General features: G+C 72.0%; 26 protein-coding genes and 1 pseudogene. 13 read left to right on the plus strand and 14 right to left on the minus strand.

Going from position 1 to position 25,702, the window contains the following annotated elements; all coding sequences use genetic code 11:
* The 3 genes from AC6CKD_RS29935 to AC6CKD_RS29945 all read right to left on the minus strand — a co-directional run.
* The coding region (locus AC6CKD_RS29935) for a ParB/RepB/Spo0J family partition protein (protein WP_498331591.1) at nt 1–729 on the minus strand (729 nt) is incomplete at its 3' end.
* Nucleotides 726–1,997, minus strand: a complete 1,272-nt coding sequence (locus AC6CKD_RS29940) for an AAA family ATPase (protein ID WP_498331592.1) — start codon at nt 1,995–1,997, stop codon at nt 726–728. The genes AC6CKD_RS29940 and AC6CKD_RS29935, both read right to left, overlap by 4 nt.
* A 297-nt stretch (nt 1,998–2,294) precedes the next feature.
* Nucleotides 2,295–2,447 carry a hypothetical protein gene (locus AC6CKD_RS29945; protein ID WP_498331594.1) on the minus strand — a complete coding sequence of 51 codons (153 nt, stop codon included), beginning with the start codon at nt 2,445–2,447 and terminating at the stop codon, nt 2,295–2,297.
* Between the two features lie 426 nt (nt 2,448–2,873).
* On the opposite strand from AC6CKD_RS29945, the gene AC6CKD_RS29950 reads away from it, so the two are divergent.
* From AC6CKD_RS29950 to AC6CKD_RS29960, 3 genes are all read left to right on the plus strand, one after another.
* Nucleotides 2,874–4,043, plus strand: coding sequence for an epoxide hydrolase family protein (locus AC6CKD_RS29950; protein WP_498331596.1), 1,170 nt, complete (start codon nt 2,874–2,876; stop codon nt 4,041–4,043).
* Nucleotides 4,044–4,134: 91 nt separating this feature from the next.
* Complete coding sequence (locus AC6CKD_RS29955; protein ID WP_498331598.1) at nt 4,135–5,055, plus strand: NAD-dependent epimerase/dehydratase family protein; 921 nt, start codon at nt 4,135–4,137, stop codon at nt 5,053–5,055.
* 127 nt (nt 5,056–5,182) lie between these two features.
* The gene (locus AC6CKD_RS29960) at nt 5,183–5,689 is read left to right on the plus strand and encodes a DinB family protein (protein WP_498331600.1); all 507 of its coding nucleotides are present in this window, start codon (nt 5,183–5,185) and stop codon (nt 5,687–5,689) included.
* Between the two features lie 36 nt (nt 5,690–5,725).
* On the opposite strand, the gene AC6CKD_RS29965 is transcribed toward AC6CKD_RS29960, so the two are convergent.
* The 3 genes from AC6CKD_RS29965 to AC6CKD_RS29975 all read right to left on the minus strand — a co-directional run bounded on the left by AC6CKD_RS29965 (nt 5,726) and on the right by AC6CKD_RS29975 (nt 7,645).
* Nucleotides 5,726–6,280 (minus strand): flavoprotein, encoded by a 555-nt coding sequence (locus tag AC6CKD_RS29965; RefSeq protein WP_498331602.1) that lies wholly within the window; start codon nt 6,278–6,280, stop codon nt 5,726–5,728.
* Between the two features lie 187 nt (nt 6,281–6,467).
* Complete coding sequence (locus AC6CKD_RS29970; RefSeq protein WP_498331604.1) at nt 6,468–6,758, minus strand: hypothetical protein; 291 nt, start codon at nt 6,756–6,758, stop codon at nt 6,468–6,470.
* On the minus strand, nt 6,755–7,645 hold the full coding sequence (locus tag AC6CKD_RS29975; protein WP_498331605.1) for an alpha/beta fold hydrolase: 891 nt from the start codon (nt 7,643–7,645) through the stop codon (nt 6,755–6,757). The genes AC6CKD_RS29970 and AC6CKD_RS29975 overlap by 4 nt, the downstream gene beginning before the upstream one ends.
* 126 nt (nt 7,646–7,771) lie before the next feature.
* On the opposite strand from AC6CKD_RS29975, the gene AC6CKD_RS29980 reads away from it, so the two are divergent.
* From AC6CKD_RS29980 to AC6CKD_RS29990, 3 genes are all read left to right on the plus strand, one after another.
* The gene (locus tag AC6CKD_RS29980) at nt 7,772–7,975 is read left to right on the plus strand and encodes a DUF4287 domain-containing protein (protein WP_498331607.1); all 204 of its coding nucleotides are present in this window, start codon (nt 7,772–7,774) and stop codon (nt 7,973–7,975) included.
* Between the two features lie 125 nt (nt 7,976–8,100).
* Entirely contained in the window at nt 8,101–8,940 is an 840-nt protein-coding gene (locus AC6CKD_RS29985; RefSeq protein ID WP_498331609.1) for an NmrA family NAD(P)-binding protein, read from the plus strand.
* Nucleotides 8,941–9,084: 144 nt separating this feature from the next.
* On the plus strand, nt 9,085–10,008 hold the full coding sequence (locus tag AC6CKD_RS29990) for an AraC family transcriptional regulator (protein ID WP_498331611.1): 924 nt from the start codon (nt 9,085–9,087) through the stop codon (nt 10,006–10,008).
* A gap of 18 nt (nt 10,009–10,026) precedes the next feature.
* Here AC6CKD_RS29990 and AC6CKD_RS29995 read toward each other — a convergent pair whose 3' ends face one another.
* Together AC6CKD_RS29995 and AC6CKD_RS30000 are read right to left on the minus strand one after the other, a co-directional pair.
* Nucleotides 10,027–10,512 carry a GNAT family N-acetyltransferase gene (locus AC6CKD_RS29995; protein WP_498331612.1) on the minus strand — a complete coding sequence of 162 codons (486 nt, stop codon included), beginning with the start codon at nt 10,510–10,512 and terminating at the stop codon, nt 10,027–10,029.
* Nucleotides 10,513–10,618: 106 nt separating this feature from the next.
* Nucleotides 10,619–11,113: an anthrone oxygenase family protein gene (locus AC6CKD_RS30000; protein ID WP_498331614.1), complete on the minus strand. Its 495-nt coding sequence runs from the start codon at nt 11,111–11,113 to the stop codon at nt 10,619–10,621.
* A 250-nt stretch (nt 11,114–11,363) separates the two neighbouring features.
* Between AC6CKD_RS30000 and gdhA the strand changes: the two genes are divergently transcribed.
* The 3 genes from gdhA (at nt 11,364) to AC6CKD_RS30015 (ending at nt 15,346) form a co-directional block, all read left to right on the plus strand.
* Nucleotides 11,364–12,728, plus strand: coding sequence for an NADP-specific glutamate dehydrogenase (gene gdhA, locus AC6CKD_RS30005; RefSeq protein WP_498331616.1), 1,365 nt, complete (start codon nt 11,364–11,366; stop codon nt 12,726–12,728).
* Nucleotides 12,729–13,075: 347 nt separating this feature from the next.
* Nucleotides 13,076–14,419 carry an AMP-binding protein gene (locus tag AC6CKD_RS30010; protein ID WP_498331618.1) on the plus strand — a complete coding sequence of 448 codons (1,344 nt, stop codon included), beginning with the start codon at nt 13,076–13,078 and terminating at the stop codon, nt 14,417–14,419.
* 30 nt (nt 14,420–14,449) lie between these two features.
* A complete protein-coding gene (locus tag AC6CKD_RS30015) occupies nt 14,450–15,346 on the plus strand; it encodes a DMT family transporter (protein WP_498331620.1) in 897 nt (298 codons plus the stop codon).
* An 80-nt stretch (nt 15,347–15,426) separates the two neighbouring features.
* Here the strand turns inward: AC6CKD_RS30015 and AC6CKD_RS30020 are convergent, their stop codons facing one another.
* The 6 genes and pseudogenes from AC6CKD_RS30020 to AC6CKD_RS30045 form a co-directional block, all read right to left on the minus strand.
* Nucleotides 15,427–15,873, minus strand: a complete 447-nt coding sequence (locus AC6CKD_RS30020; RefSeq protein WP_498331844.1) for a GNAT family N-acetyltransferase — start codon at nt 15,871–15,873, stop codon at nt 15,427–15,429.
* Between the two features lie 39 nt (nt 15,874–15,912).
* A pseudogene (locus AC6CKD_RS30025) lies at nt 15,913–16,629 on the minus strand (alpha/beta fold hydrolase); the annotation flags it as partial.
* Nucleotides 16,630–16,638: 9 nt separating this feature from the next.
* The gene (locus AC6CKD_RS30030) at nt 16,639–17,787 is read right to left on the minus strand and encodes an endonuclease/exonuclease/phosphatase family protein (protein ID WP_498331622.1); all 1,149 of its coding nucleotides are present in this window, start codon (nt 17,785–17,787) and stop codon (nt 16,639–16,641) included.
* Nucleotides 17,788–18,552: 765 nt separating this feature from the next.
* Nucleotides 18,553–19,500 carry an NAD-dependent epimerase/dehydratase family protein gene (locus AC6CKD_RS30035; protein WP_498331623.1) on the minus strand — a complete coding sequence of 316 codons (948 nt, stop codon included), beginning with the start codon at nt 19,498–19,500 and terminating at the stop codon, nt 18,553–18,555.
* A 43-nt stretch (nt 19,501–19,543) separates the two neighbouring features.
* The gene (locus tag AC6CKD_RS30040; RefSeq protein WP_498331625.1) at nt 19,544–20,806 is read right to left on the minus strand and encodes a cytochrome P450 family protein; all 1,263 of its coding nucleotides are present in this window, start codon (nt 20,804–20,806) and stop codon (nt 19,544–19,546) included.
* Between the two features lie 150 nt (nt 20,807–20,956).
* On the minus strand, nt 20,957–22,054 hold the full coding sequence (locus AC6CKD_RS30045) for a ScbA/BarX family gamma-butyrolactone biosynthesis protein (protein WP_498331627.1): 1,098 nt from the start codon (nt 22,052–22,054) through the stop codon (nt 20,957–20,959).
* A gap of 16 nt (nt 22,055–22,070) precedes the next feature.
* On the opposite strand from AC6CKD_RS30045, the gene AC6CKD_RS30050 reads away from it, so the two are divergent.
* From AC6CKD_RS30050 to AC6CKD_RS30065, 4 genes are all read left to right on the plus strand, one after another.
* The gene (locus tag AC6CKD_RS30050; RefSeq protein ID WP_498331629.1) at nt 22,071–22,754 is read left to right on the plus strand and encodes a ScbR family autoregulator-binding transcription factor; all 684 of its coding nucleotides are present in this window, start codon (nt 22,071–22,073) and stop codon (nt 22,752–22,754) included.
* A 254-nt stretch (nt 22,755–23,008) separates the two neighbouring features.
* The gene (locus AC6CKD_RS30055; protein WP_498331631.1) at nt 23,009–24,622 is read left to right on the plus strand and encodes a class I adenylate-forming enzyme family protein; all 1,614 of its coding nucleotides are present in this window, start codon (nt 23,009–23,011) and stop codon (nt 24,620–24,622) included.
* On the plus strand, nt 24,619–25,002 hold the full coding sequence (locus tag AC6CKD_RS30060) for a hypothetical protein (protein WP_498331632.1): 384 nt from the start codon (nt 24,619–24,621) through the stop codon (nt 25,000–25,002). The genes AC6CKD_RS30055 and AC6CKD_RS30060 overlap by 4 nt, the downstream gene beginning before the upstream one ends.
* A 195-nt stretch (nt 25,003–25,197) precedes the next feature.
* Nucleotides 25,198–25,476: a LysR family transcriptional regulator gene (locus AC6CKD_RS30065; protein ID WP_478687054.1), complete on the plus strand. Its 279-nt coding sequence runs from the start codon at nt 25,198–25,200 to the stop codon at nt 25,474–25,476.
* Nucleotides 25,477–25,702: the final 226 nt, after the last annotated feature.

A 25,702-nucleotide genomic window follows, 5' to 3' on the forward strand; every position in this document is an offset into this window, starting at 1 on the left:
GCGGGTTCGTTGGCGCGGGGGGTTAACGGCGTTAACGGCTTCCTCCGCCGCGGACGCCTGGTCCTCCTGGGGGAGGCGGCCGATGCGGCGGGCCGGTTCCACCTTGAGTTCGCCGGTCTCCACCTTGTCCTGGAGGTCCGGGGTGAGGTTGAGGAGGGTCAGGCGCTGGGAGACCCAGGCCGGGGTCTTGCCGAGGCGTTTGGCGACCTGGGCCTGGGAGCCGTGGACCTCGACGAGTTCCTGCAGGGCCCGGGCCTGGTCCATGGGTGCCACGTCGACACGGTGGACGTTGGCGATGAGCGCCGACTCCAGGATGTCCGCCGCCGAGGAGGCGAGGGAGTCGTTGACGTGGATCTGCATGGTGCGGAGGCCGGCGCGCTGGGCCGCCGCCAGGCGCCGGTTGCCGTCGATGACCACGTACGGGGCGCGGCCCAGGCCGTCGGTGTTGCCGGGGTGGGCCTCCATGAAGGCCATGCGGGTGGCGACCGCCAGGGGCTGGAGCTGGCCGCGGACCGTGAGGGACGCGGCCAGCTCGTCGAGCTCCGTGAGGTCCTCGCGGAGGTTGAAGGGGTTGTGGGCGAGGGCCTCGATCGGCACCTCCGAGGGCGGGATCACGCCGGAGGTGGGGGCGCCGGTGGCTTCGGCGATGGCCGCGCGGCGGGAGCTGACGCCGACGGGCTGGGCGCGGGCGAAGGAGCTCGAGACTGCGAGTTTGTCGGCCTTGCTCATGAGATCTCCCTTGCGAGGGCGCGCAGGGAGATCGCCTGCTCGCCCTTGGGTGCGTAGACGAAGAGCGGCTGCTTCACGCGGACCGCTTCGCGCTGTTCCTTGAGGTCGGGAACGATGGCCACCACGCGCGGATCCTTTATGTCCATCCAGGCCTGGAGGGAGGAGGTCGCGATGTAGCCGCGCCGGCCGTCGTAGAGGTTGACGACGAGACCGAGGTAGTCGATGTCGAGGCTGAGGTCGTCGCGGAGGTCGTTGATCTGGGAGGTGAGGAGGTCGTAGGCGTCTGCCGAGGAGTCCTCCGCCTGGACGACGATCAGCGCGCCGGAGGCTCCCGGCTGTTCGGCGTCGCGGCGGCGGCCGTAGTAGATGGCGGCGTCCATGCTGAGGCCGAGGCTCGGCGGGCAGTCGATGAGGATGACGTCGTAATCGGCCTCGACGGGGGCGAGGGCCCGCTCGAGCGCGGCCTCGCGGGCGCGGACCGTGGAGAGGCGGACGTCGAGGAGGAACGCGTCCGTACAGGCCGGGAGGATGTGGAGGCGGTCGCCGAAGCGCTCGTCCGGGATGGGGACGATCAGGTCGGCGAGGGGGCCCTTGGCCTCGCCCGCCATGTGGCAGGTGAGGCTGTCGCCGCCGATGGGCAGCGGCTGCCGGCCGAGCTGCTTGGTGAGGTGGCCCTGGGGGTCGAAGTCGACGAGCAGGACGCGCATGCCGAGGCCGGGCAGGTCTTCCAGGTCGACGGGCGGGGCGTACGCGGTGGCCTCCGGGCCCGTCTGGTCTGCGTCCTCGGCGGCCGAGAGCCGGGCCAGTTGGCGGGCCACGCGGACCGGGTGGAGGCTGTGGGGGTCCTCGGCGAGGGCCTCGGCGGTGCCCGCGGTGATGGCGGTCTTGCCCACACCGCCCTTCTGGTTGCACACCACGATGCGCCGGACGACCGAGGGCCGTTTGACGGTGGGGGCCGGGTTCATCTCCAGCCAGAGGGAGACGGCTTGGGCGAGTCCCTGGATGAGGGAGACCCCGCGGTCCTTGGAGCCGCCGCGGAAGGACTCCCATTGGCCGGCGGGCAGCCAGGTGGAGAAGGACTCGGCGCCGGAGGTGTCGACGGGGGAGGGGGAAGAGGCGAGCCCGCTCCAGTGGGCGATGCCCTGGTGGACGGCGTCCTGGATGTCCACCCGCAGTTGGGCGGTGCGGATCTTGAGCTCCTGGCGCAGCCACGGAGGGAGTTTGGAGACGACCTTCTCACGGTCGCTCGGTGACGAGGGCGAAGTCATGGGAGGGACTTTACTAACGTCCAAGGGTGTTTGTGGGCGCCACGCTTGAGTTTTGCTAACGAAGTGGTGTGGATCGGCCGGGAATCGCCCTCCGGGCGGGGGCGGGGCCGATTTGGACGCGTCGTCAGGCGGTTGTGGCCGGAGCGGAGTCCGGGGCGAGAGTCCGGGGCCGGGGGGCGAGTTCGGACCGGCACCCGGGGGAGCCCGGCCGGGGCGGTGAAGGGCTGAACTCGATGTCCAGGCGGACCCCGGCACGGACCCGGATGTGGGTGCGGAGCCTGAACGCCATCTGGTGGGTCAGGGCGATGACGGTCTGGAGACCCGGCTCCGCGATGGCGGGTACGCCCTCGGAGATCTGCCGTGGAAGCCGGTCCGGTCGAAGGTGAGGGGCGAGCCGTCGAGGATCGCCTGCCGGGTGATCTCGGCCCGTTCCTGTCTGACCTTCGCCATGGGGGTTCTCCTCGGGGGTGCGGTGGTCGTGGAAGTGGATCATTAACGGCGTTAACGGTGCAGGGGGCTGGGGTGGGTCTGCGCGGTGTCGGTGCGGGAGGCGTTAACGGCGTTAACGGCTGAGGGTGTGGGGCTCGGTGTGGGTGCTGGGGCATTAACGGCGTTAACACCGGCGGGGTGTAGGCCTTGGTGGTGGGGCGGGGAAGTGGATCATTAATGGCGTTAACGCCTGGGGGTGTGGGGCTCGGTGTGGGTGGGGGGCATTAACGGCGTTAACGGTGGCGGGGTGTAGGTCTGGGTGAGGGGGCGGGGCATTAACGGCGTTAACGCTGGGGGCGTGCTGGTCGGTGGGGAAGTGGATCATTAACGGCGTTAACGCTGAGGGGTGGGGGCAGCGGTCGACTCGTGCGTGGAAGGTGTGAGGGCATGGGTGATGTGGGGCAGTGGGCGGCGCCGTTCCGGCTCGACGTGGCGCAGTCGGAGTTGGACGATCTGGGGCGGCGGCTGGAGCTGGCGCGGTGGCCCGACGAGTTGCCGGGGGTGGGCCGGGCGTACGGGATGCCGCTCGGTGAACTCCGGGAGCTCGCGGAGTACTGGCGTACCGGCTACGACTGGCGGGCCGCCGAGGCGCGGTTGAACGCATGGCCGCAGTACACCACCGTCATCGACGGGGCGCGGGTGCACTTCGCGCACCTGCGGTCGCCCGAGCCGGACGCGACGCCGCTGCTCATGACCCACGGCTGGCCGGGCTCCTTCGTGGAGTTCCAGGAGGTCGCCGGTCCGCTGACGGATCCGAGGGCGCACGGTGGGGATCCGGGCGACGCCTTTCATCTGGTGCTGCCGCACATCCCGGGCTTCGCCCTGTCCGGGCCGACCACCGAGCGGGGGTGGGAGTTCAAGCGGGTCGCGCGGGCCTTCGGGGTGCTGATGGAGAGGCTCGGGTACGAGGACTACGGGGTCCAGGGCGGTGACTGGGGCGCCGCCGTCTCGCGCGAGCTGGGGCGGATCCGGCCCGCGAACGTGCGCGGGGTGCACCTGAACCTGCTCCCGGGCGGCGGGGCCACCGCCGTACCCCGGCCGGAGGAGCTGGCCGCGCTGAGCCCGGCCGAGCGGGAGCGCACGCTCGCCTCCTGGGAGCGGTACCGGGTCTGGGCGCGCGAACGGCAGGGCTACGCCGACATCCAGGCGACCCGGCCGCAGACGCTCGCGTACGGGCTGAACGACTCGCCGGTCGGGCTGCTCGCCTGGATCGGCGAGAAGTTCACGGAGTGGGCGGACCCGCGCTGCCCCGTGGATCGCGATCAGATGCTGACGAACGTGACGTTGTACTGGCTGACCGGGACCGCGGGCTCCGCCGCCCGCATCTACTACGAGCGTGCCCACGCCGACTACCAGGGCGCTCCGCCCGAGGTGTCGGGCACCCCGACCGCGCTCGCCGACTTCCCCCGGGACAACTTCGTACCGCTGCGGCACATCGCCGCGCGGACGGACCGCATCGTGCGCTGGACCTCGTACGAGAAGGGCGGGCACTTTCCCGCGATGGAGGTTCCGGAGTTGCTTGTGGGCGACGTCCGGGCATTCTTCCGACCCCTGTGACCCGGGTTGCCTCCGTGTCGTGTCACGTTCCGGGCCGCCCGTCTGTCCTATGGATGACAGCGCGGAAGAGCGAGTGGAGAAGGAGACTGCCGTGAAGGTTCTGCTGGCGGGTGCGAGCGGGGTTCTGGGACAGCGGGCGGTACGGGCGCTGCGCGCGGCCGGGCACGAGGTCGCCGGGCTCGGCCGGGGCGCCGGGATGGACGTACGGGCCGACCTGCTCGACCGCGAGGGCCTGCTGCGCGCCGTGGACGGGCTCGGCTTCGACGCGGTCGTGCACGCGGCCACGGCGCTGTCGGGGAAGACCTTGGCCCGGCACCAGGACATGGCGGGGACGAACGCGCTGCGCACGGAGGGGACCGTCAACCTGCTGGCCGCCGTGCGGGAGACCGGGGCGCGGCGGTTCGTCGTGGAGTCGATGATGTTCGGCTACGGGTACGGGGACCACGGCGGGGCCGTGCTCGGCGAGGAGGACGGCTTCGGGCCGCAGGGGGCGAACGTCTGGCTGGAGCGGCACGTGGGCGCGCTGCGGACCAAGGAGGAACTGGCCTTCACCGCCGACGGGATCGAGGGGGTGAGCCTGCGCTTCGGGCTCTTCTACGGGGCCGGCGTCACCGACACCCACGTGGTGCCGATGCTGCGCAGGCGGGCCCTGCCCGTGGTGGCGGCCAAGGGGCGGGCGCTCAGCTGGGTCGACGTGGCCGACGCGGCCAACGCCGTGGTCGCCGGGGTGGAGTCGGGGCGGCCCGGGCAGGCCTACAACGTCGTCGACGACGAGCCGCTGGGGTGGGCCGCGCACATGCGGGCGGTGGCCGGGGCGTTCGGGGCGCCCGCGCCGATGACCGTACCGCTGTGGGTGCTGAAGGCGGCGCCGCTCGCGCACACCATCCTGGGAACCGATCTACGACTGTCGAACGCCAAGGCGCAGCGCGAGCTGGGCTGGGCTCCGACGTACGCGAGCAGCGCGGCCGGGGTGGGTGCGCTGGCGGGGGCCCCGGGGGCGGGGGCCGCATGATCCACTGCTGAGGGCCTCCCGGGTGTCGGCTCCGCTGACCGCTCGGTCCGTTCAGCGCCCGTGGACGGGGCGTCCGGGATGTGGAACGGCCGCGCGCGGGCCGCCGTGGGGCTGTGATCATCAGCCGATGATCGATGAGCAGCGAACGCGGCCCGTGCTGGTGGGCGATGAACGGGCCACCCTGACCAGTGTGCTCCAGTGGCAGCGGGACACCCTGATGATGAAGTGCGCCGGCCTGTCGGACGAGCAGCTGCGGCGCAGGGCGGTGGCTCCGTCGGGACTGAGCCTGCTCGGGCTGGTACGGCACCTCGCGGAGGTCGAGCGCGGCTGGTTCCGCAACGTCGTGGCGGGCGAGGACGTGCGCGGCTACTTCCCGAAGAACGAGGCGGGGCAGTGGACGGAGTTCCACGTGGACGACGCGGACGTCGCCGGCTCGTTCAAGCTCTGGGAGGACACCTGCGCGCGCTCGCGGGCGATCGTGGACGCGGCCGAGTCCCTGGACGTGACCGGCTCCTCCGAAGGGCAGGACTACTCCCTGCACTACGTACTGGCCCACATGATCGAGGAGTACGCCCGGCACAACGGGCACGCGGACCTGCTGCGCGAGGCGATCGACGGGACCACGGGGGAGTAGCGGCGTCTTGGAGGCCGGAGGCCGGCGCCGGCCGGCCTAGGCGGTGGATGCCGCCGTGGTGCGGTCCACCTCGGCCAGGGCCGTCGCCCAGGGGAAGTGCGCCGGGGCGTCCGGGCCGGCCGGGCCGGGGGTGAACCCGCCCTCGCCGAAGAGGACCGAGGCACCGGCGCCGCGCAGGACGGCCAGGGACTGGTCGAACTGCGGGTGGGCGGCGAGGGCGGCGTTCGCGCAGGGCATGGTGACGACGGGGGTGCCCTTGCCGAGGGCCTCTGCGGCGACCCCGATGACGAACCGGTCGGTCAGGCCGAGGGCCCAGGCGTTGACGGAGTTGAACGTGGCCGGGGCGAACAGCAGGGCATCGGCCGTGGGCCACACGTCGGGCTCTCCGGGCAGCTTGTACTGCCAGCGGACGGGGTGGCCGGTGAGCGCGGCGAGACCGTCGAGGCTGCCGGACAGCCAGTGGGCAGCGGTGGGGGAGAGGCCGAGGCAGACGTCCCAGCCCCGGGACTGGGCGTCCTCGATGACATGGGCCACGTCGAAGACGGGCGGGGCGGCGGAGCAGAGCAGGTAGAGGGTCTTCGTCGTGGTCATACCGCAATGTGATCATATTGCTTGACCTGTGGGTGACGGAGGTCGCGGCCGTCGTGAGGGACGTGGGGTCGTGAAGGCCGCGGGGTCGTGCACCGGGTCGTGCGGGGTCGGACGTGACGAACCCCCGGACCGGGCTCGGTCCGGGGGCTGGGGCCTGGGATCTGAGGGCCCGCGGTGACGGTGCGGTTCAGCCGTTGGAGATGGTCTGCCGGGCGCTGCCCGCGGTGAACGCGTCGAACGCGTCGAACGCGCCCGAGAAGTCCGTCAGGTCGTCGCCTGCCTGGCCGGGCAGGTCTGCGATGTCCTGGAATCCCTGGGTGTCCCGCGCGTCCTGGGTGCCTTGGGTGCCCTGGGGGATGTCGCCGACGGTGCTGGTGACGGCGTCGGCGAGCGGCGGCTCGGCGGCCATGGCGGGGGCGGAGACGGCGAGGGCCGCGGTACCGGCGATGAGGGCCGTGGTGACGATGCGCTTGATCATGTCCTGGTGAACGACGTGCTCGTACGGGGGTCACTACGGCCGCCACCCGCTTGCCGGAACTCCGTCCGCAACTCCGCGAGGAATGCCGCCAGCAGGGAATGCACGACGGCGGGCCGGTCCAGGTGGACGTCGTGGCCGGAGCCGGGGACGGAGACCGCCGTCGTCGCGGCGGACGGGTCGGCCGAGTCGAGCATCCGGACGGACTCCTCGGGCGGGACGATGCCCTTCTCCCCGATGACGAGCAGGGTGGGACACCGGACCGCGCGCCACTGCGGCCACCAGTCGCGGGTGGTGTTCTCGGTGATGGCCTCGACCATCACCGAGCGCTCGAAGCGCGGGTACCAGCCGTCCGCGCGCTGCTCCAGGCCCGCGGCCCAGGCCTCGGCGTTCAGTCCCTGGCCGGTGAGGAACGTGCGCGCCTCGGCGAGGGTGGGGAACGGGAGCGGCCAGGAGTCCAGCCAGCCGCCGATCTCGTCCGGGGTGCCAGGGGCGGCCCGGGCGGCGCCGGCGTCGATCAGCACGAGACCCCGTACGAGGTCCGGGTGGGCGGCGGCGGTGAGCAGCGCGGTGTGGCCGCCGAGCGACTGGCCCACCAGCACCGGGTGGTGCAGGCCGAGCCGTTCGCAGACGGCTCGCACGTCCGCGACGTACGCGGCGCGGGAGACGTCCGCGGGGCGGCGCTCGCTGGCTCCGTGACCGCGCTGGTCCACCGCCACCACGCGGTGGTGCGGGGCCAGGTGGGCGGCGGCCGCGTCCCATTCGCCCGCATGGCCCGCGAGGCCGTGGAGGAGGACGACCGGCGTCACGGAGGCGGGGTGGTGGGAGTTCCAGTCACGGCAGGTCAGGCGGACACCGGCTCGGGTGATGGTGCGCTCGGTCCACATCATGTGGAGATCATCTGATACTTGCACGGTGCGGCCGATGAGTTCTCGCGGAGGCGGGGGTCTACCTGCCGTACGTCGCGTACCGCACACCGCAGCGCGCGCAGAACCGTAGGGAGAGGACCGACCGTCATGACCGAGCCGGTGAAGGGCCCCGCCAGCTACTTCCCTTCCATCGAAAAGAAGTACGGCCGTCCGATCGCGGAGTGGCAGGAGCTCATCCGTGCCTCGCCGCTGACCAAGCACATGGCGCTCGTCGCCTGGCTCAAGGACGAGCACGGGCTCGGGCACGGGCACGCCAACGCACTCGTGAAGCACACGCTCGACGGGCGGTAGGGAAGCGGTAGGGAAGCGGTAGGGGAGCCGCCCGGGGGGCGGGGTGGCGGGCGCTGGACGCAGGCGTATGCGGTTGAGCTTCTCGGCGATGTTCCGTCTCAGTCTGCGGGAGTTGACTGGTCCTCATGACGAAGACGACGCAGCAGACGCAGAACGACACCCTCCGCACGCTGGTCATCGGCGGCACGGGCAAGACGGGCCGGCGCGTGGCCGACAAGCTCACCGCCCTGGGCCGTCCGGTCCGCATCGGGTCGCGCTCCGGGGAGCCGGCCTTCGACTGGAACGAGCCCGCGAGCTGGGGACCGGTCCTGGAAGGCGTGGACCGGGTGTACGTCACGTACTACCCCGACCTCGGCTTCCCCGGCGCCGCCGAGCACGTCGGCGCCTTCGCCCGGGAGGCGGTGGCCGCCGGCGCGCGCCGGCTGGTGCTGCTCTCGGGGCGCGGCGAGGAGGCGGCGCAGCTGAGCGAGGAGGCGCTGAAGGAGTCCGGGGCCGACTGGACGGTGGTGCGCGCGGCCTGGTTCAACCAGAACTTCGACGAGAGCTTCTTCCTGGAGCCGGTGCTCGCCGGGGAGATCGCCCTGCCGACGGCCGACGCCGTCGAACCGTTCGTCGACACCGAGGACATCGCCGACGTGGTGGTGGCCGCGCTGACCGACGACCGGCACATCGGCCGTACGTACGAGCTCTCCGGCCCTCGGCTGCTCAGCTTCTCCGACGTCGCGGCCGAGCTGTCGAAGGCGACCGGGCGCGAGATCTCGTACGTCCCGGTCTCGACCGAGGCCTACCGGGCGGTGCTGCGGGAGAACGGGCTGCCGGAGGAATTCGTGGAGCTGTTCGCGCTGATCCTGGACGGGCGCAACGCGCACCTGGTGGGCGGGGTCGAGGAAGTGCTGGGCCGCAAGCCGCGGGACTTCGCGGACTTCGCCCGGGAGGCGGCGGCCCGCGGAGTCTGGGACGTGTAGGGAGTGGGTGGCCCGAGGATGGGCGGCCCGAGGATGGGCGGCCCGAGTACGGGTGGCCCGAGTACGGGTGGCCCGAGTACGGGTGGCCCGAGTACGGGCGTCGGGAGCGTGGGTGGGTGGGGAGCGGGTGGGGAGAATGGGCCGATGGACACGCTGACGGCTCTGCTCGAAGGACCCAAGGCCACATCCGCCTTCCTGATCAAGTGCGCGTTCGATCCGCCCTGGTCGGTCCGGATCGAGGACCGGGCCCCGCTGTCGGTGATGACGATGGTGCACGGATCGGCGTGGCTGCTGCCGGACGGGGGCGAGCCGGTGCTCCTCGCGCCGGGTGAGGCGGCCCTGGTGCGGGGGCCGGATTCCTACACCCTCGCCGATGCCAAGGACACGCCGCCGCAGATCAGGGTGGGTCCGGACCAGCGCTGCAGCCGGATGGACGGCGGGGAGGACGTGTCCGACTCCATGGCTCTCGGGGTACGGAGCTGGGGCGCGCCCGCAGGCTCGGCGGTGCTGCTGAGCGGTACTTACCAGGACCCGGGCGAGATCGGCAGCCGCCTGCTGACCGCGCTTCCGCCGGTGCTGGTCGGGCCGGTGGACCCCACGCTGGTCGGGCTGCTGGGCGTGGAGATCTCCCGTACGGAGCCGGCCCAGGAAGTCGTCCTGAACCGGCTGCTGGACCTGCTCCTGATCGGCGTCGTACGCGGTTGGCTCGCGGAGCGGGGCGGCGCCGAGAACGACCCGGTCACCGGCCCGGCGCTGCGGCTGCTGCACGAGAACCCCGCGTACGGCTGGACCGTGGAGTCGCTGGCCCGCAAAGTCGGCGTCTCCCGGGCCGCGTTGGCCCGCCGCTTCACCGAGCAGGTCGGCGAGCCCCCGATGTCCCATCTGGCGGGCTGGCGGCTGGCGCTGGCGGCGGACCTGCTGCGCGACCCGTCCGTGACGCTCGCCGCGGCCGCCCACCGGGTCGGCTACAGCTCGGCGTTCGCCCTCTCGACGGCCTTCAAGCGGGTGCGGGGGGTCAGCCCGCGGGAGTACCGGGCGGGGGTGGCGGCGGCAGTGGCAGCGGGGTAGGGGGGTAGGGGGGCGGGGTCAGGGGGTCTGGAGATCCAGGACGGCCACCGTTTCGCCGTCGCTCTCCTCGCCCGTCGGGCGGAAGCCGAGGGAGAGGTAGAAGGGTTCGGGGGTGCCGGGGCCCGGGTGCCAGGTGACGTAGGCGTGGGAGGCGCCGCGGCGGCGGAGTTCGGCGGTGACCGCATTGACTGCGAAGCGGCCGTAGCCCTTGGCCTGGTGGGCGGCCGATATGTTCAGGCGCCAGAGGCCGGAGCGGATGTCGTGGGGGTCCTCGGCCGGGTCCCAGGCGATGTCGATGAAGGCCATGACGAAGCCGACGACCTCGTCGCCGTCGACGATCGCCCGGGGCCAGGCCGTCTCTCCGTGGGCGTGGGCATCCGCCAGTGACTTCACGACCGGGGAGACGAGGTGCTCCTGGTCCGGGCGGACCGACAGCGCGCAGAGGGCGTCGAGGTTGTCCGGGGTGACCGGGGCGAGGTGGAGGGACCTGACGGATGTGCTCATTCGCGCAGCCTACGTGTGCGCTACATGTGAGTTGGCGGGGGCTGTGCGGCGCTGACCGCCCTGGCGCGGGCGCTCGTACGGTTCGGGCGGGCGACGGGGAGAGGGCCTAGGCGTTGGCCGCCGTCAGGAGGGCCCAGGACTGGCAGGCCAGGGCGGTTGTGCACAGGGCGGTGCGCCAGCGGTTGGCGGGGACCCACTTCGTTTCGAACGCCGCGCGCACGGCGGCCGGATCGGCGATCCGCTCGGCGGGGCCCGCCGCCTCCAGGGCGTTGTTGAGAGGGATGTTCACGCGGCCGGTGACCGCGACGGCGAGCACGTAGAGGACGATGGCGCCCGTCAGTGCGGGAAGGGGCGCGTGCTCGCCGGCGGGCAGGTGCAGGGCCAGGGCGAGGCCGGTGAAGAGCATCGCGCCCAGGAAGGCCAGCATGAACCAGCCATTGATGATGGAGGTGTTCACGCGCTGCATGACGGAGATGAGGGTCCGGTCGTCGGATCGCTTCAGGGCCGGCATCACCGAGACGTCGAAGGCGAAGAAGAGGCCGGCCATCAGGCCCGTGGTGAGGGTCGCGGCGACGAGGGCGACGACTCGTGCGATGTCCATGTGGCTTGTCTATGTCCTTCCTCCTGGTTCTGTCCATGGTGGAGCGGGAGACGAGTGGTTCACGGTGGAGTAGGGCCGTAGGGGCCGAGTCGAGCAGGCCGGAAAGGCCCCGTGGTCGTGGACGGTGGGCGGGGTACCCTCCGGCTGGGACTGTGTTCGGATAATGGATTCCGCGATGCGGAAGTCTGGTCCGGAGCTTCGAGCCGCATCTCGGAGCCGGTCCCGGCGAAGAGACCAGGAGGAGCAGACCGTGACGGACCTCAAGGACCCGCAGGGCCGGCTGGACGCGCTGCGCGGCGACATCGAGCGCCGCAACCCGGCCCAGCCCGAGTTCCACCAGGCCGTACGGGAGGTCCTGGACACCCTGGCCCCCGTGTTCGCGGCACGCCCCGAGTACGCGGAGCCGGGCGTTGCCCTGCTGGAGCGGCTCACCGAGCCGGAACGGCAGATCGTCTTCCGGGTGCCGTGGCAGGACGACCATGGTCGCGTCCATGTCAACCGCGGCTACCGCGTCGAATTCAACAGCGCGCTGGGCCCGTACAAGGGCGGCCTGCGCTTCCACCCCTCCGTGGACATCGGCGTGGTGAAGTTCCTCGGCTTCGAGCAGGTCTTCAAGAACGCCCTGACCGGGCTCGGCATCGGCGGCGGCAAGGGCGGCAGCGACTTCGACCCGCGCGGGCGGTCGGCGGCCGAGGTCATGCGGTTCTGTCAGTCGTTCATGACCGAGCTCCATCGGCACATCGGTGAGCACACGGACGTTCCGGCGGGTGACATCGGTGTCGGCGGGCGTGAGATCGGCTATCTGTTCGGTCAGTACCGGCGCATCACCAACCGCTGGGAGGCCGGCGTCCTGACCGGCAAGGGCCAGGGCTGGGGCGGCTCGCTGATCCGTCCGGAGGCCACCGGCTACGGCAGCGTGCTGTTCGCCGCCGAGATGCTGGCGGTCAAGGGGCTGTCGCTGGACGGGCTGACGGCCGTCGTCTCCGGTTCGGGCAACGTCGCGATCTACACGATCGCGAAGCTGCAGCAGCTCGGCGCGAACCCGCTGACCGCGTCCGACTCGCAGGGGTACGTGGTCGACGAGAAGGGCATCGACCTCGCGCTGCTGAAGCAGATCAAGGAGGTCGAGCGCGGGCGCGTGAGCGAGTACGCGCAGCGGCGCGGGCCGTCGGCGCGGTTCGTGCCGGGCGGCCGGGTGTGGGACGTGGCGGCGGAGGTCGCCTTCCCGTCGGCCACGCAGAACGAGCTGACCGCTGAGGACGCGCGGACGCTGATCGAGAACGGCGTCAGGGCGGTGTCGGAGGGGGCGAACATGCCGACCACGCCGGAGGCGGTGCACCTGCTGCAGGCGGCCGGGGTGTCCTTCGGACCGGGCAAGGCGGCGAACGCGGGCGGGGTCGCGGTCAGCGCGCTGGAGATGGCGCAGAACGCGGGGCGGGTCGCGTGGAGCGCGGAGCGGGTGGAGGCGGAGCTGGCGGGGATCATGCGGGACATCCACGCGGTGTCGTACGCGACCGCCGAGCGGTATGGCTCCGCCGGGGATTATGTGGTGGGGGCGAACATCGCGGGGTTCGAGCGGGTCGCTGACGCGATGTTGGCGCAGGGGGTTATCTGATGCGCTGACGCGCTGACGCTGGCGCGTTGAGGTAGGGGGCGGGTGGGTCGGGGGGCCGCTGCGCGGGGGTGTCCCCTACCCGCCCTTCCTCCGTTCCCCGGGCTGCGCCCGGACCGCTGGGAGCCTCGGGCTGCGCCCGGCTCCCGGGGCTCCGCCCCGGACCCCGCGCCTCAGACGCCGGCGGGGCTGGGGTGGGCAGATGCCGGTGGGGCGGGGATGGGCTGGCCTCGGTGGGGTGGGGTGGGCAGGCGTCGGTGGGGTGGGCGGGGGCTGCGGCTTCAGGGTTGGGGGGTAGGGCGGACGTAGGGTGGGGGTGTTGCTTGGGGTCGCGCTTCGTAGGGGGATCAGTGCTTACCGCGCTCACCGGGGTGTACGGGGACCGGGGCGATGCCCTGCGGGTGGCCGGGCGGGATGCCTCCTATGAGGAACTGCTCGGCGCGGCGCGTGCCGTGGCGGGCGATGTCGCCGGGGCGCCCGCCTTCGCGGTGACCGCGACGGCCTCGCTGGAGACCGTTGCCGCCGTCGTCGGAGGACTGCTGGCCGGGGTGCCCTTCGTACCGCTGCCGCCCGACGCGGGACCCGCCGAGCGGGAGCACATCCTGCGGGACTCCGGCGCGGTGCTCGTCGACGTGGATTTCGATCGGCGTGATGGGGGTGGGGAGGGGGAGGGCGGTGCTGGGGCCGGGCGGCCGGCGTTGATTCTCTACACCTCGGGGACCACCGGCCCGCCCAAGGGCGTGGTCCTCACCGCCGAGGCCGTGGCCGCCGATCTCGACGCCCTCGCCGAAGCCTGGCAGTGGAGCGCCGAGGACACCCTCGTGCACGGGCTGCCGCTGTTCCACGTGCACGGTCTGGTCCTCGGGGTGCTCGGAGCACTGCGCACGGGCAGCCGTCTCGTGCACACCGGGCGGCCCACTCCGGAGGCCTACGCGGAGGCCGGGGGCAGCCTGTACTTCGGTGTGCCGACCGTGTGGTCCCGTATCGCGGGGGCGCCGGCGGCCGCCGCCGCGCTGGGCGGGGCCCGGCTGCTCGTCTCCGGCAGTGCCGCGCTGCCCGCGCCGGTCTTCCGGGACCTGGAGCGGCTGACCGGTCTGCGGCCCGTGGAGCGGTACGGGATGACCGAGACGCTGATCACCGTCAGCGGGCGCGCGGGCGGGGAGGTGCGGCCCGGTACGGTCGGCACCCCGCTCCGGGGCATCCGTACGCGGATCGCGGTGGAGCCGGGCGCGGAGATCGGCGAACTCCAGCTCACCGGGCCGACGTTGTTCTCCGGGTACCTGGGCCGGCCCGAGGCCACGGCCGCCGCCTACACGGAGGACGGGTGGTTCCGTACGGGCGACATCGCGGCCGTGGACGAGGCCGACGGAGTCCACCGGATCGTCGGCCGGGCCTCCATCGACATGATCAAGTCGGGCGGCTACCGGATCGGCGCCGGCGAGATCGAGAACGCGCTGCTCGACCATCCCAAGGTGAGCGAGGCGGCGGTGGTGGGGCTTCCGGACGCGGATCTCGGGCAGCGGATCGTGGCCTTCGTGGTGGCCGAGGGCGTCACCGGTCCGGAACTGACGGACTTCGTCGCGGCGCACCTGTCGGTGCACAAGCGGCCGCGCGAGGTGCGGTTCGTGGCGGCGATCCCGCGCAACGCGATGGGCAAGCCGCAGAAGAAGCTCCTGCTGACGGGCGACGCCTGACGTGCGGGTGGGTGCGGGTAGCTTGCTCGCATGGACAAGACGTCTGATCAGGTCAGGACCGACCGGCGGGCGCTGATAGCCGCCGCGGTGACCGTCGTGCTGTGGGCCTCCGCGTTCGTTTCCATCCGCTCGGCGGCCGCGCACTTCGGGCCCGGCGCGCTCGCGTTCGGACGCTTGCTGACGGCCTCGGCCGCACTCGGGCTGATCCTGGTCGTCAAGCGGGTGCCGCCGCCGCCGCGGCAGGCGTGGCCCGGGATCCTGGTCTCCGGGGTGCTCTGGTTCGGGCTCTACATGGTGACGCTGAACTGGGGCGAGCAGCTCGTGGACGCCGGCACCGCGGCCATGATCGTCAACATCGGCCCCCTCGTGATCGCCCTGCTCAGCGGCTGGCTGCTGAAGGAGGGTTTCCCGCCCCTGCTGATGGCGGGCATGGCGGTCTCCTTCGCCGGAGCCGTGCTGGTCGGACTGTCCGGCTCGAACGGCGGGTCCGCCTCGCTGGGAGGCGTCCTGCTCTGCCTGGTCGCCGCGCTCACGTACGGGGCCGGGGTGGTCGCGCAGAAGCCGGCGCTGGCGTACGCGAGCCCGCTCCAGGTGACCACGTACGGCTGCTTCGTCGGTACGGCCGTCACCCTGCCCTTCGTCTGGCAGCTCGCCGACCAGCTGCCCGGGGCTCCGCTCGCCGCCGTCCTCAACATGCTGTACCTGGGGCTCTTCCCGACCGCGCTCGCCTTCACCACCTGGACGTACGCGCTGTCGCGGACCACCGCGGGGAAGATGGGCGCGACCACCTACGCGGTGCCCGCCGTCGTGGTGCTCATCGCCTGGATCGCCCTCGACGAGGTCCCGGCGGCGCTGACCCTGCTGGGCGGTGCGGTCTGCCTGGCCGGCGTCGCCGTGTCCCGGAGGCGCCGGGGGCGCCCGGCTTAGGACGGGGCGTGCGGCGCCGGGCGGCTTAGGACGGGGCGTGCGGCGCCGGCCGGGGCGTGTGGACCAGGCTGGGCGTGGGGTTACGTGAGGCGCAGGTCTACGAAGGGCACGGTGTCGCCGGGGAGGACGTAGCGGTCGACTTCGGTGAAGCCCGCCCGGCGCGCGAAGTCCAGGCCTTCCGGGTTGGAGGCCAGGACCACGGTCTCGATCACCTCGGCGCCCAGGTCGCGTGCCTGCGCGAGTCCGTACGCGTACAGCTCGCGGCCGAAGCCCCGTCCCCGGTACGCGGGCAGGACGCGCGCGATGACGGTGGCGGTGGTGGAGCCGGCGGCGGGGGGCCGGACCGTCATGCAGCCGACGAGGGTGTCGCAGCCGGTGTCGCTGACGGTGTCGCTGACGTGGGCGACGTGCAGGACGTGGCGCGCGGAGCGCTCCCGTACCTCTTCGAGGGAGAGGACGGCCGTCGGGATGACCGCGTTGTGGACGTACTGCCAGTCGCGCAGGGCGGTTTCGGAGGAGGCGTGCACCGGCTGGATGTGGAGACCGGAGGCCGGCGGCGGAGCGTCCTGGGCGGCGGCGTCGAGGAGGACGCGGGCCAGGGCGGAGGGGGCGGAGAACATGGGCCAGTGGCCCGTGTTCAGGGTGGTCAGCTGCCAGTCCGGGGCGGTGGCCAGGAGTTTCGCCACGTCGGGGTGGGGTTCGGCCCCGTCCAGCAGGCATTTGACGTAGGTCGCGGGGAGTTCGGCGAGCGGGTGGGTCAGTACGGCCGGTTCGGTGAGCGTGGCGCCCGGGTGCGGGGTCGAGCCGGCGATGATCCGGGCGATCTGGTCGTCGGTGAGGCCCTGGCCCTCGAAGTCGGCGGCCTGTAGGGGCGGCCAGGAACCGTCGTTCGCGGCGATCGCGGCCTCTACGGCGGAGCGGCCGTCCGGCCAGCCGGAGACGAAGGATTCGTTGTGCTCGGGGACGTTGGCGTCGACGAAGACCACCCGGTTCAGGCGGGCGCCGATCCGCTCGGCGGCCTGGCCGACCGGGATGCCGGCGTAACTGTGGCCCACGAGGACCACATCGCGCAGACCGAGTCCGTCGATGGCGTCGACTATGTCCGCGACGTGCGTCTGCTGGCCGGCCGGGATGCCCTGCTTGTCCGCGAGGCCGGACAGGGTCAGCGCGTGGACCTCGTGGTCGCCGCCCGTGGTGCGGAGCGCGGTGCGGAGTTCGGCGGCCACCTCGTCCCAAGCCGCAGCTGCTAGCCAGGTGCCTGCCACCAGTACGAATTCAGTCATGAACGTACGTTAATCGAACCGGATGTGGGCGGTGAGGGGCAGGTGATCGCTGGGGGTGGCGGGGAGCGTACGGACGCGGGTGACGGTGCCCGAGCGGGTCAGGATCTGGTCGATCCGGGCCAGGGGGAAGGACGCGGGCCAGGTGAAGGCGAAGCCGGGGGTGGGGGCGGGGGTGGTTCTGGGGGTGAGCGTCTGTGCCTTTGGCGCCAGGGCGGTGCGGAGGGGGGCCAGGCCGCGGTCGTCGGCGGTGCCGTTGAGGTCCCCGAGCAGGATGACGCGGTCGGCGGGTTCCGCGGCGAGTACGGCGCCCAGGAGGCGGGCGCTCTCGTCGCGGCGGGCGGAGCCGAAGCCGGAGGTACCGAGCCGCAGGGAGGGCAGGTGGACGACGTAGACGGCTACGGGCCCGCCCGGGGTGGCGGCGGTGGCGCGCAGGGCGCGGTTCCAGTGGGGGTCGCCGGCTAGGGCCGGCGGCCTGATGTCGACGGGGCGGACGTCGGTGAGCGGGTACGTCGACCAGAGGCCGACCGTGCCGTGGGTGGCGTGGTGGGGATAGTCCGCGGCGAGGGTGGCGGTGAACGCCGTGATGGCGGCGGGGGTGAGCTCCTCGACGGCGATCAGGGCGGGGTGGGCGGCGGCGAGGGCCTTGGCGGTGCGGGAGGGGTTCGGGTTCTCGTCGCTGATGTTGTGCTGGACGGTGGTGAGGGTGGGGTGGATGGGGTGGGTGGCTGTGCGGGCGTGGGGGAGGAGGGTGCCGAACTGGCCCAGCCAGGCGGCGGTGGGGAGCAGGAGGGCCAGGGCGGTGGCGGCCGAGCGGTGTCGGAGGGCCAGGGCGAGGAGGAGGGGGACGGCCAGGCCGAGCCAGGGGAGGAAGGTTTCCAGCAGGCTGCCGAGGTGGCCTGGGGTGTTGGGGACGAGGGAGGGACGGGCGAGGAGTGCGGCGAGGAGGACGGAGAGGGAGACGGCGAGGAGGACGGGGAGGGGTGCGGGGAGGGCCGTGGGCCGGGGGCGATGCGGGTGGCGGCGGGGGAGGAGGGGGTGACGGTGGGCGGTGGGGCTCGCGGTCGGACCGGCGGTCAGGCCGGCGGTCAGGCCTGGGGTTGGGTCTGGGGTTGGGTCGTCGGTCGGGCCGGGAGTCGGGCCCGAGTTCGCCTGGGTCATGGGCCGTTCCTGCCTGTTCCGTTCGGGCCTGCGGTGCGCGGTGCGGTGGCTGGTACGACGACGTCGGGGGGTGGGATCCGGTTCCCGCAGGGTGGTACCCGGGCGGGTGGGAGGGGGCCTGGGCGGGGCCGGGCCTGGGCGGGGCCCTGCGGGGCCGTTCCCCCACCCCGCCCCTTCCCGAAACCGGGGCTGCGCCCCGGGCCCCGTTGGGGGCTGCGCCCCCAGGGTCGGTTCGGGGCTGCGCCCCGGGGGCGGTTGGGGGCTGCGCCCCCGGGGTGGGTACGGGGCTGCGCCCCCGGGGTCCGTTCGGGGCTGCAGCCCGGAGTCGGTTCGGGGCTACGCCCCCGGGGGTCGGTACGGGGCTGCGCCCCGGAGTCGGTTCGGGGCTGCGCCCGGGGGTCGGTTCGGGGCTGCGCCCGGGGGTCGGTTCGGGGCTGCGCCCCGGGGGTCGGTACGGGGCTGCGCCCCCGGGGGTCGGTACGGGGCTGCGCCCCCGGGGTCCGTTCGGGGCTACGCCCCCGGGGTCGGTACGGGGCTGCCCCCCGGGGTCCGTTCGGGGCTGCGCCCCGGTATACGCGACGGGCTGGCGGACGCCGTGTCGGCGACGCGTGCGCCGGACTGGCCTACCGGTGTGGCGCCGAGCGGGCACTGTGAGAGTTCGGGATGGCCACGCGCTCGTAGCCGCGGGCCATGCCGTGGTGGCGGCGTCGGTGTGTGCCAGTCGGCCGTGGGACCCGCCGTCCCTCGGTTGCGACCGGTCGACCGTCAGGCGCGGGCCAGGTGCGTTCGGTACCAGGGGGCGGCGGCGGGGAGCAGGCTGAGGGGGGCGGGGGTGGGGCGGAGGCCGGTCGTGTGCCAGACCGGCTCGGCGCGCTGGTGGTAGTCCCGGGCGAGGAGGGAGAACTGGCGTTCCGTCACCCGGCCCGGGCGGAACCGGAATTCCTCCAGGCAGCGGTTCCAGGACCAGTCCTCCTCCACCGCCGGCAGGATTCCCTCGGCCGCCAGGGCCGACATGAGGCCGGCGGACGTCACCGGGGTGGGGTGGCTCGCGTGGTGGATCCCGGCCCCGAGGGGATCCGGGGCCGTCGCGAGGGCGTCGATCAGGCGGGCCAGTTCGCCGATGTCGATCACGGACAGGAGCGCGCCGCCGCCGTCCCAGCGGGCCGGCACCCGGTCGACCAGTTCGGCCAGGGCCGGGACCACCCAGCGGTCACCGGCGCCCAGGACCAGGCCCGGCCGCAGGACCGTCCCGCCGGCGGCCAGGACCGGGGCCTCCGCCGCCAGCCGGGTGCGGCTCGCGGCGGACACCGGGTCCGGGGCTACCTCGTCCACCTCGATCCCGCGGTGCGGGACGTTCCCGTAGACCCCGGCCGTGGACAGGTGGACGACGCGCCGCACCCCCTCCCGCGCGGCCTCCGCGAGGAGGGCCGCGCTGCCCCGGACGTTGACCGTGTGGCAGCGCTCCTCGTCCGGCCCGATGTAGGAGGCCAGGTTCACCAGCGCGGCCGCGTCCTCGCAGACCCCGCGCAGCGAGCCGGGGTCGCCCAGGTCCGCCCGCACCCACTCCACGCCTTCGCGGGCCGTGCCGGGGGTGCGGGCGAGGGCCCGTACGCGGACGTCGGGGCGGCGGGCCAGGGCGTCCAGTGCGGCGGAGCCGATGAAACCGGTGGCTCCCGCCAGGACGATTACCCGGGGTCTTTCGGATATCTGCATGGCGGCGATTTTATCGACGCGGATGACGGCGGGGGCTGGGGCGCTATTGGCCGGAAATAGATCCTCTGCGGGGGCTGGACCGGCCCAGGATCACGGGAACCGCGCGGTGGCCGTTCGAGACGAACGAGGACTTCGGCCGGAGTTCATCGGCCGGCACGGCCAGGGCGATGCCGGGGAACCGCTCGAAGAGCGCCGACAGCGCGATGGCGACCTCCATCCGGGCGAGGTTCACGCCGAGGCAGTGGTGGGCTCCGTACCCGAAGGACACGTGATCGGCGCGGGTGTCTCGGGTGATGTCGAAGAGGTCGGCGTCGGCTCCGTGGTGGAGGGGGTCGCGGCCGGAACCGGCGAAGCAGATGACGATCGGGTCGCCCCGCGGGATCCGTACGTCGTCGTCGATCTCGATCGTCTCGACGGCGTAGCGCAGGAGGCTGTGCGCGCCGGGCGGGTCCACGCGCAGGGATTCGTCGATCACGTCCTCCCACGAGGCCTTGCCGTCCCGTACGAGCGCGAGCTGGGCGGGGTGGGTGAGGAGGGAGACGACCGCGTTGTCGATGAGGTTCACCGTCGTCTCGTAGCCGGCGGTGAAGAGGAGGATGAGATTGTCGAGGAGTTCCTTCTCGCTCATGTCAGCCGCGCCCGAGTCCCGTGCGGCGACAAGGCCCGACGTGAGGTCTTCGGCAGGATTTCCCCGCTTGTGCGCCACGACTTCGTTCAGGATCTCGTACATGGCTATGCCATTCGCCATCGCGTCCTCGGGGCTTATCGAGGTGGAGAAGAAACCGTCGATGATCTTCTGTAGCGGATCACGTGCGGAATTCGGAATTCCGAAAAGCTCGCAGACGACGGCGTGCGGCAGCACGTGGGCGAATTCCTTGCGGAGGTCCACGGGCCGTCCCGCCGGGACCTGCTCCAAGCGGTCGAGCAGCCCGGCGGCCATCTCTTCCACCCGGGGCCGCAGGGCTGCCACACGACGCATGGTGAACTCCCCCGCCACCGGCTTGCGCAGGCGCCCGTGCTCCTCGCCGTAGGCGGTGACCATGTTCTGCACCGAGACCCAGACGGCCAGCGGCCACTCGTGGTCGACCTCTCCGTCGATCCACGCCGGCCAGTGCCGGTAGGCGTCCTTCGACACGCGGGGATCGGTGAGCAGGCGCTTCACGAGTGCGTGGTCCGTGACGGACCACGCCTCCACTCCACCGGGGAGCACGATCCGCACGGCCCGGCCGCGGGAGCGTATGTCCTTGATCTCCCTGTGAATGTCCTGGCCGAGCGGATCGATGACGAACGGGCACTGCCTGCTCACAGGCGTATCCCTCCAACAACTGCGTGGTGACGGGGAGTCGGGCGACGTCACAGGCTGGCACGCCACCGTCCTCCCCGCCACTGTGCGCGGAGGGGTCTCAGCCCGCGGATCGCAGGGAATCGCCGGCCATCACGTTGGAAAGGGAGGAGATCAGGCGGAAACGTCGATTGCTTCCAGCAGGGCGGAGAAGACCCGCTGGCCGCTCTGATGGCCGGTCACGCTCAGGGAGAGGGTGTCGTCCCGGTTCCGGGTCACCGGCTGCGCCTGGACCAGACAGGGGGAATGGAACTCCACGTACCGTTCGAAGGTCAGGCGGAGCGAGGTGGGGTACAGCCGGGTGGCCTCCGCGACGGCGAAGGCGGCCTGGTGGGTGGCCTCCAGGAGGACCATGCCGGGTACATGATCGTTTTCGTGCGCGAACAGCGTCTTGCTCGTGGTGTGCGGCCGCAGGGTCCAGCACCGGGGATCCCTGGTGGGAGCCAGCAGGACATGGCTCGGGTCCGTCCGCAGCACGAGGGCGCAGGGCACCGGTTCCGGCACGGGCAGGACGGGCCGGGCGTCCGCGTACTCACCGCGCATCCGTCGGTAGGCGCCGGGAGAGGTGCAGGTCAGGCGTCCGCCGCCGGTCGCGATGACCCGGTCCCCCCGCATCACGGTCATGTGGCAGACCATGCCGGAGAAGCGGGTGCCGCGGCGGTTGACGTCCGTGCAGGCGACCTCGATGCGGACGGGGGAGTCACAGTCCGCTGCCAGGAGTTCGGGATCGACCCGGTACTGGAGGTCGGACATCAGGAACTGGTGCCCGAGGGGGACGCCGTACTCGGCGTGGGAGAGCAGGATGCCCGCCTGGCGGATGGCCTCCGCGATGACGGTGGGGGAGCGGAAACCGTGGAGCGCGGTATGGAACGGGTGGTTTTCAGGCCAACGCAGGCCAACGCTGAAGCGGTCGGGCGCGGTGCGTTCCCAGGTCGAGAGGAACACTTCGGAGGTGTCAGGTCGGTGCACGAGCCAGCTGGGTACGGCCGGAGGCCTTGCATCTGAGACCCCGACCGATGGTCTTTGGGCGTTTTCGCTCGCATAAGGCGTTATTAACATGAATTCCCCTCCCGGACTCCGAGACAGATTCGAGCCACGCGTGGTACGTCTCGGTCTGCCGCAAGATACGTGCTGCCTGGTATAATTTGCAACGGCTGTTTTCGGTGACATGCTCATACCCCCGAGGAGGTGTGCATCAGTGGCCGCCAGCATCGTGGAAGGAGCGAGGGTGTCTCAGAGGGAGGCTTCTCGGCGCACCCGGCAACTCATCGTCGAGGCCGCCGGCGCCGTGTTCGCGGAGAAGGGCTTCAACGGGGCCACGATCGCGGACGTCTATCAGCGGCTCGGCTTGACCAAGGGCGCTTTCTACTACTACTTCAAGGGCAAGGAAGAGCTGGCCCAGGCTGTCCTGGCCAGTCAGATCGACACGGTCGGCTTCCCCCTCGTACCGCGGAGCACCCGCCTGCAGGAGCTGATCGACAAGGGCATGCTCTTCGCCGTCCAGATCCGCAGCGATCCGATCGTGCAGGGCAGCCTGAGGCTCTCGCTGGAGCGCGGCAGTGATCACGCGCACCGCCTGCGGCCCTACCAGGACTGGATCGACCACAACCGGTTCGCCCTGGGGCAGGCCCGGGAATGCGGCGAACTGCACGCGCACGTGGACCTGGACGCGGTCGCCAACCTCATCGTCGGCTCCTTCACCGGACTGCAGGTGCTCTCCGAGGTGATGGCCGACTGGGAGGACCTGGAAGTACGGGTATCCGTGATGCTCAGGCACATCATGCCGATCATCGCGCTGCCGACGGTGCTGGCCGAACTGGACATGGCCCCCGGCCGCGCCGAGCGGGTCGTCGCCGATCTGGAGAAGCACCTGCGGGAGCGGACCGAGGTCGAACTCGTCGAGTCGGCCTGACTCCACGCCTAGTACCTCCCGCGGGGCGCCTCCGCGGCCGTCGCGGCCTGCGGACCCCGCGCCTTCCTCCTCTCCCTCCGCCGGACGTCTTCGACGTCCGGCGGAGGGCTTTCCGCAACCGATCCGGTGCTCCCGGTACCGACATCAGATCTTCCGATGGACGGTTGCCTACCTTCATGCAGGTTTGTTTCCATGAGCTTGGCCCCGAGCCACCTACGACATACGAGGCTCTTGACCGACCACGGAGAAGCCACATGATCAAGCTCGATGACATCCGCCGGCACGCGGCGGGCGGCGTGACGCGGGATGCCTTGGTCGACGGCCAGGTGCGGCTGACCTGGGGCCAGTTCGCCGAGACCGTGGAGCGGACGGCGGCCGGACTCACCGAGCACCTGCCGCAGGAGGGCCCGGTCCGCGCGGTCTTCCTCGCCGGGAACAGCTGGCGGCTCGCCGTCGCGATGAGCGCCTGCGCCACGCTCGGCGCCTCCTGCACGGGACTCGACCCGGAGAGCGGCACGGACGACCTGGGCCAGGTGCTCTCCTGGCTGGAGCCGTCCGTGGTCTTCGTGTCCTCGGAACACCGCGCCACCCTCGACCGGCTCGTCTGGCCCGGCGGCCCGAAGGCCGTGCACGTCCTCCTGGACGGGATCACGGCTCCCGGTGCCCCGGCGGCCCCGGGCAAGCACCAGGCGCTCAACTTCGACCTGCTGACCTCGGCCGAACCCCTGCGCACCCTGCCGCCGCCCCGGCCGTACGAGTCCTTCGCGGTCAGTGCGCGCAGCGAGGGCCCCTCCCGGATCGCCGTGCGCCGCACCCCCTCCGAGGGCCGCCACCTGGTCGACCTCGTCGACGAGTTCGGGCTCAGCCGGGACGACGTCCACCTGGCCTGCGCCCCGCCGACCGAGTCCACGGCCCTCGCCCTGACCCGCACGATGCTCGGCATCGGCGCCACCGTCGTCCTCGCGGACGGCGCCGGCCCCGAGACCCTGGCCGCCCTGCTCGTCGCCGAGCGCGTCAGCACCGGCGTGATCACCCCTTCCGCCCTGCACGGCCTGCTCGGGCTCCCGGATGACGCCGAGCCCTCGCCCCGCACCCGCCACCTGCGGTTCCTCCTCACCCCCGGCACCCACCTGGGCCGGTGGACCGTCAACACGGCCTGGGAGCGGCTCGGCCCGGTGCTGCACACCGCGCTCGGCAGCCCGGAGACCGGACTGACCGCCGTCATGGGCCCCGAGGAGCTGCTGGTCTCGCCGCCGCGCTCGGGCCACGCCACGCTCGGCACCAGCGTCGCCGTCCTCGGCGAGGACGGGCAGCCGGTGCGGCAGGGCGAGAGCGGCCGCCTCGCCTACGCGGGCCACCAGGTCATGGACGGCTTCCTGGACGGCGAGACCCCGATCGCGGACCTGGACCTCGGCTGGGGCGCCGAGCGCTTCCTCGTCACCGACGAGTCCGGGTACGTGGACGAGACCGGCCGGCTGCTGGTCACCGGGCGGGTCACCGACGTGCCCGTGGTGGTCCGCGATTCGGCGGTCGACACCGAGTTGTTCCGGCTGGAGTCGGACCTGCTCAACCTGCCCTGCCTGCGTGACACCGCCGTCATGCGGGTCAGCAACGCGGTGCTGGGCGACGCGATCGTGGTTCCCTTCATCGCCGTGGCGGTCGACCGCGAGGCCACCGGGTACAAGTCGCTCAGCGTGGCCTGCGCCCGCCGGGTGCCGTCGCTGCCCGCGCACGTCATCGCGGTCGACACCATCCCGTACAGCCCGACGGGCCGGATCCGCACCGGGGACCTGCTCGACGCGGTGCTGCCCATCATCACTCTGAACCTGCAGCTTGAGCAGTCGATGCAACAGGAGATGTCCGCGTGAACCTGCCCTCCTTCGACGACCAGCCGTACGACGAGCTGCTGGTGGAGGACTTCGAGACGGCCTTCTTCGCACTCGAACTCGAACTCCTCGACCTGCCCTGCGTCCAGGACGTGGCGGTGCTGCGCACCCGGCTGCCCGAGGTGGGCGAGACGCTGGTGGTGGCCTTCGTACCGCTCCCGGAGGAGGACCAGGAGGCCGGCGGACGCCAGGCCGCGCTGGCCGCCTGCGAGCGGCGCATGCCGTGGGTGCTGTCGCACGCGGTGGCCGTCGACGCGATCCCCCGCGCGGCCGACGGATCCGCCCGCACGGGCGTCCTGATCGACCGGCTGCTCCCGCAGATCGCCCGGGACCTCCTCTCGCCGATGGAGATGTCCGACTAGTCCGCTCCGAACGACCCGCCGTCGGTACGAAGCGGCGGCTGACCTGTGGCCATGCCCTCCCTGCGGGCATGGCCACAGGTATGTCCGCAACCGTGCGGGGGTGTGAACGGCGGCTCCTCCTACTGCGTTTATACCTGCACCGTGGTATGTTTCCAGTCTCCGGGGCTTTCAGCCTCGTAGAAGGGAGCCCCTGCCGTGCAGTTCCAGCAGTTACGCTCGTTCCGTGAAGTGGCCGCCGAGATGAGCTTCACCCGCGCCGCCCGAAACCTTCATTACTCGCAGCCCAGCGTCACCGCCCACATCAAGAACCTCGAGGACTACATCGGGGCCGAGCTGTTCCATCGCGCCGGCGGCCGTGTCGAACTCACCGAGGCGGGCATGCGACTGCTGCCGCACGTCGAGAAGATCATCCTGATCGCCGAGGCCGCCTGCATCGACGCCGCCTCCGCCGGCCGTACCCGTCCCGCCGCCTGACCGGCCGCCCGGACGCCTTTCTGCTTTTCCGTTCGGCCCGACCGCGTATCCACATCACCTGGATCGCGGTCGGGCCGTAGTTATGTCCGGGCATTCGGAATTCATTCTTCCGTCATATGGAGACACCTGGACGCCCCTTCTTCGCAATGTCAACCGAGCTTTTTCTCGTAGCTGTTGACGTGCCGTCCGGAAACGTGATGGCACCAGGCTTGGCGTGGATGGGCAA

It is taken from the genome of Streptomyces sp. GQ60 (assembly GCF_059758875.1).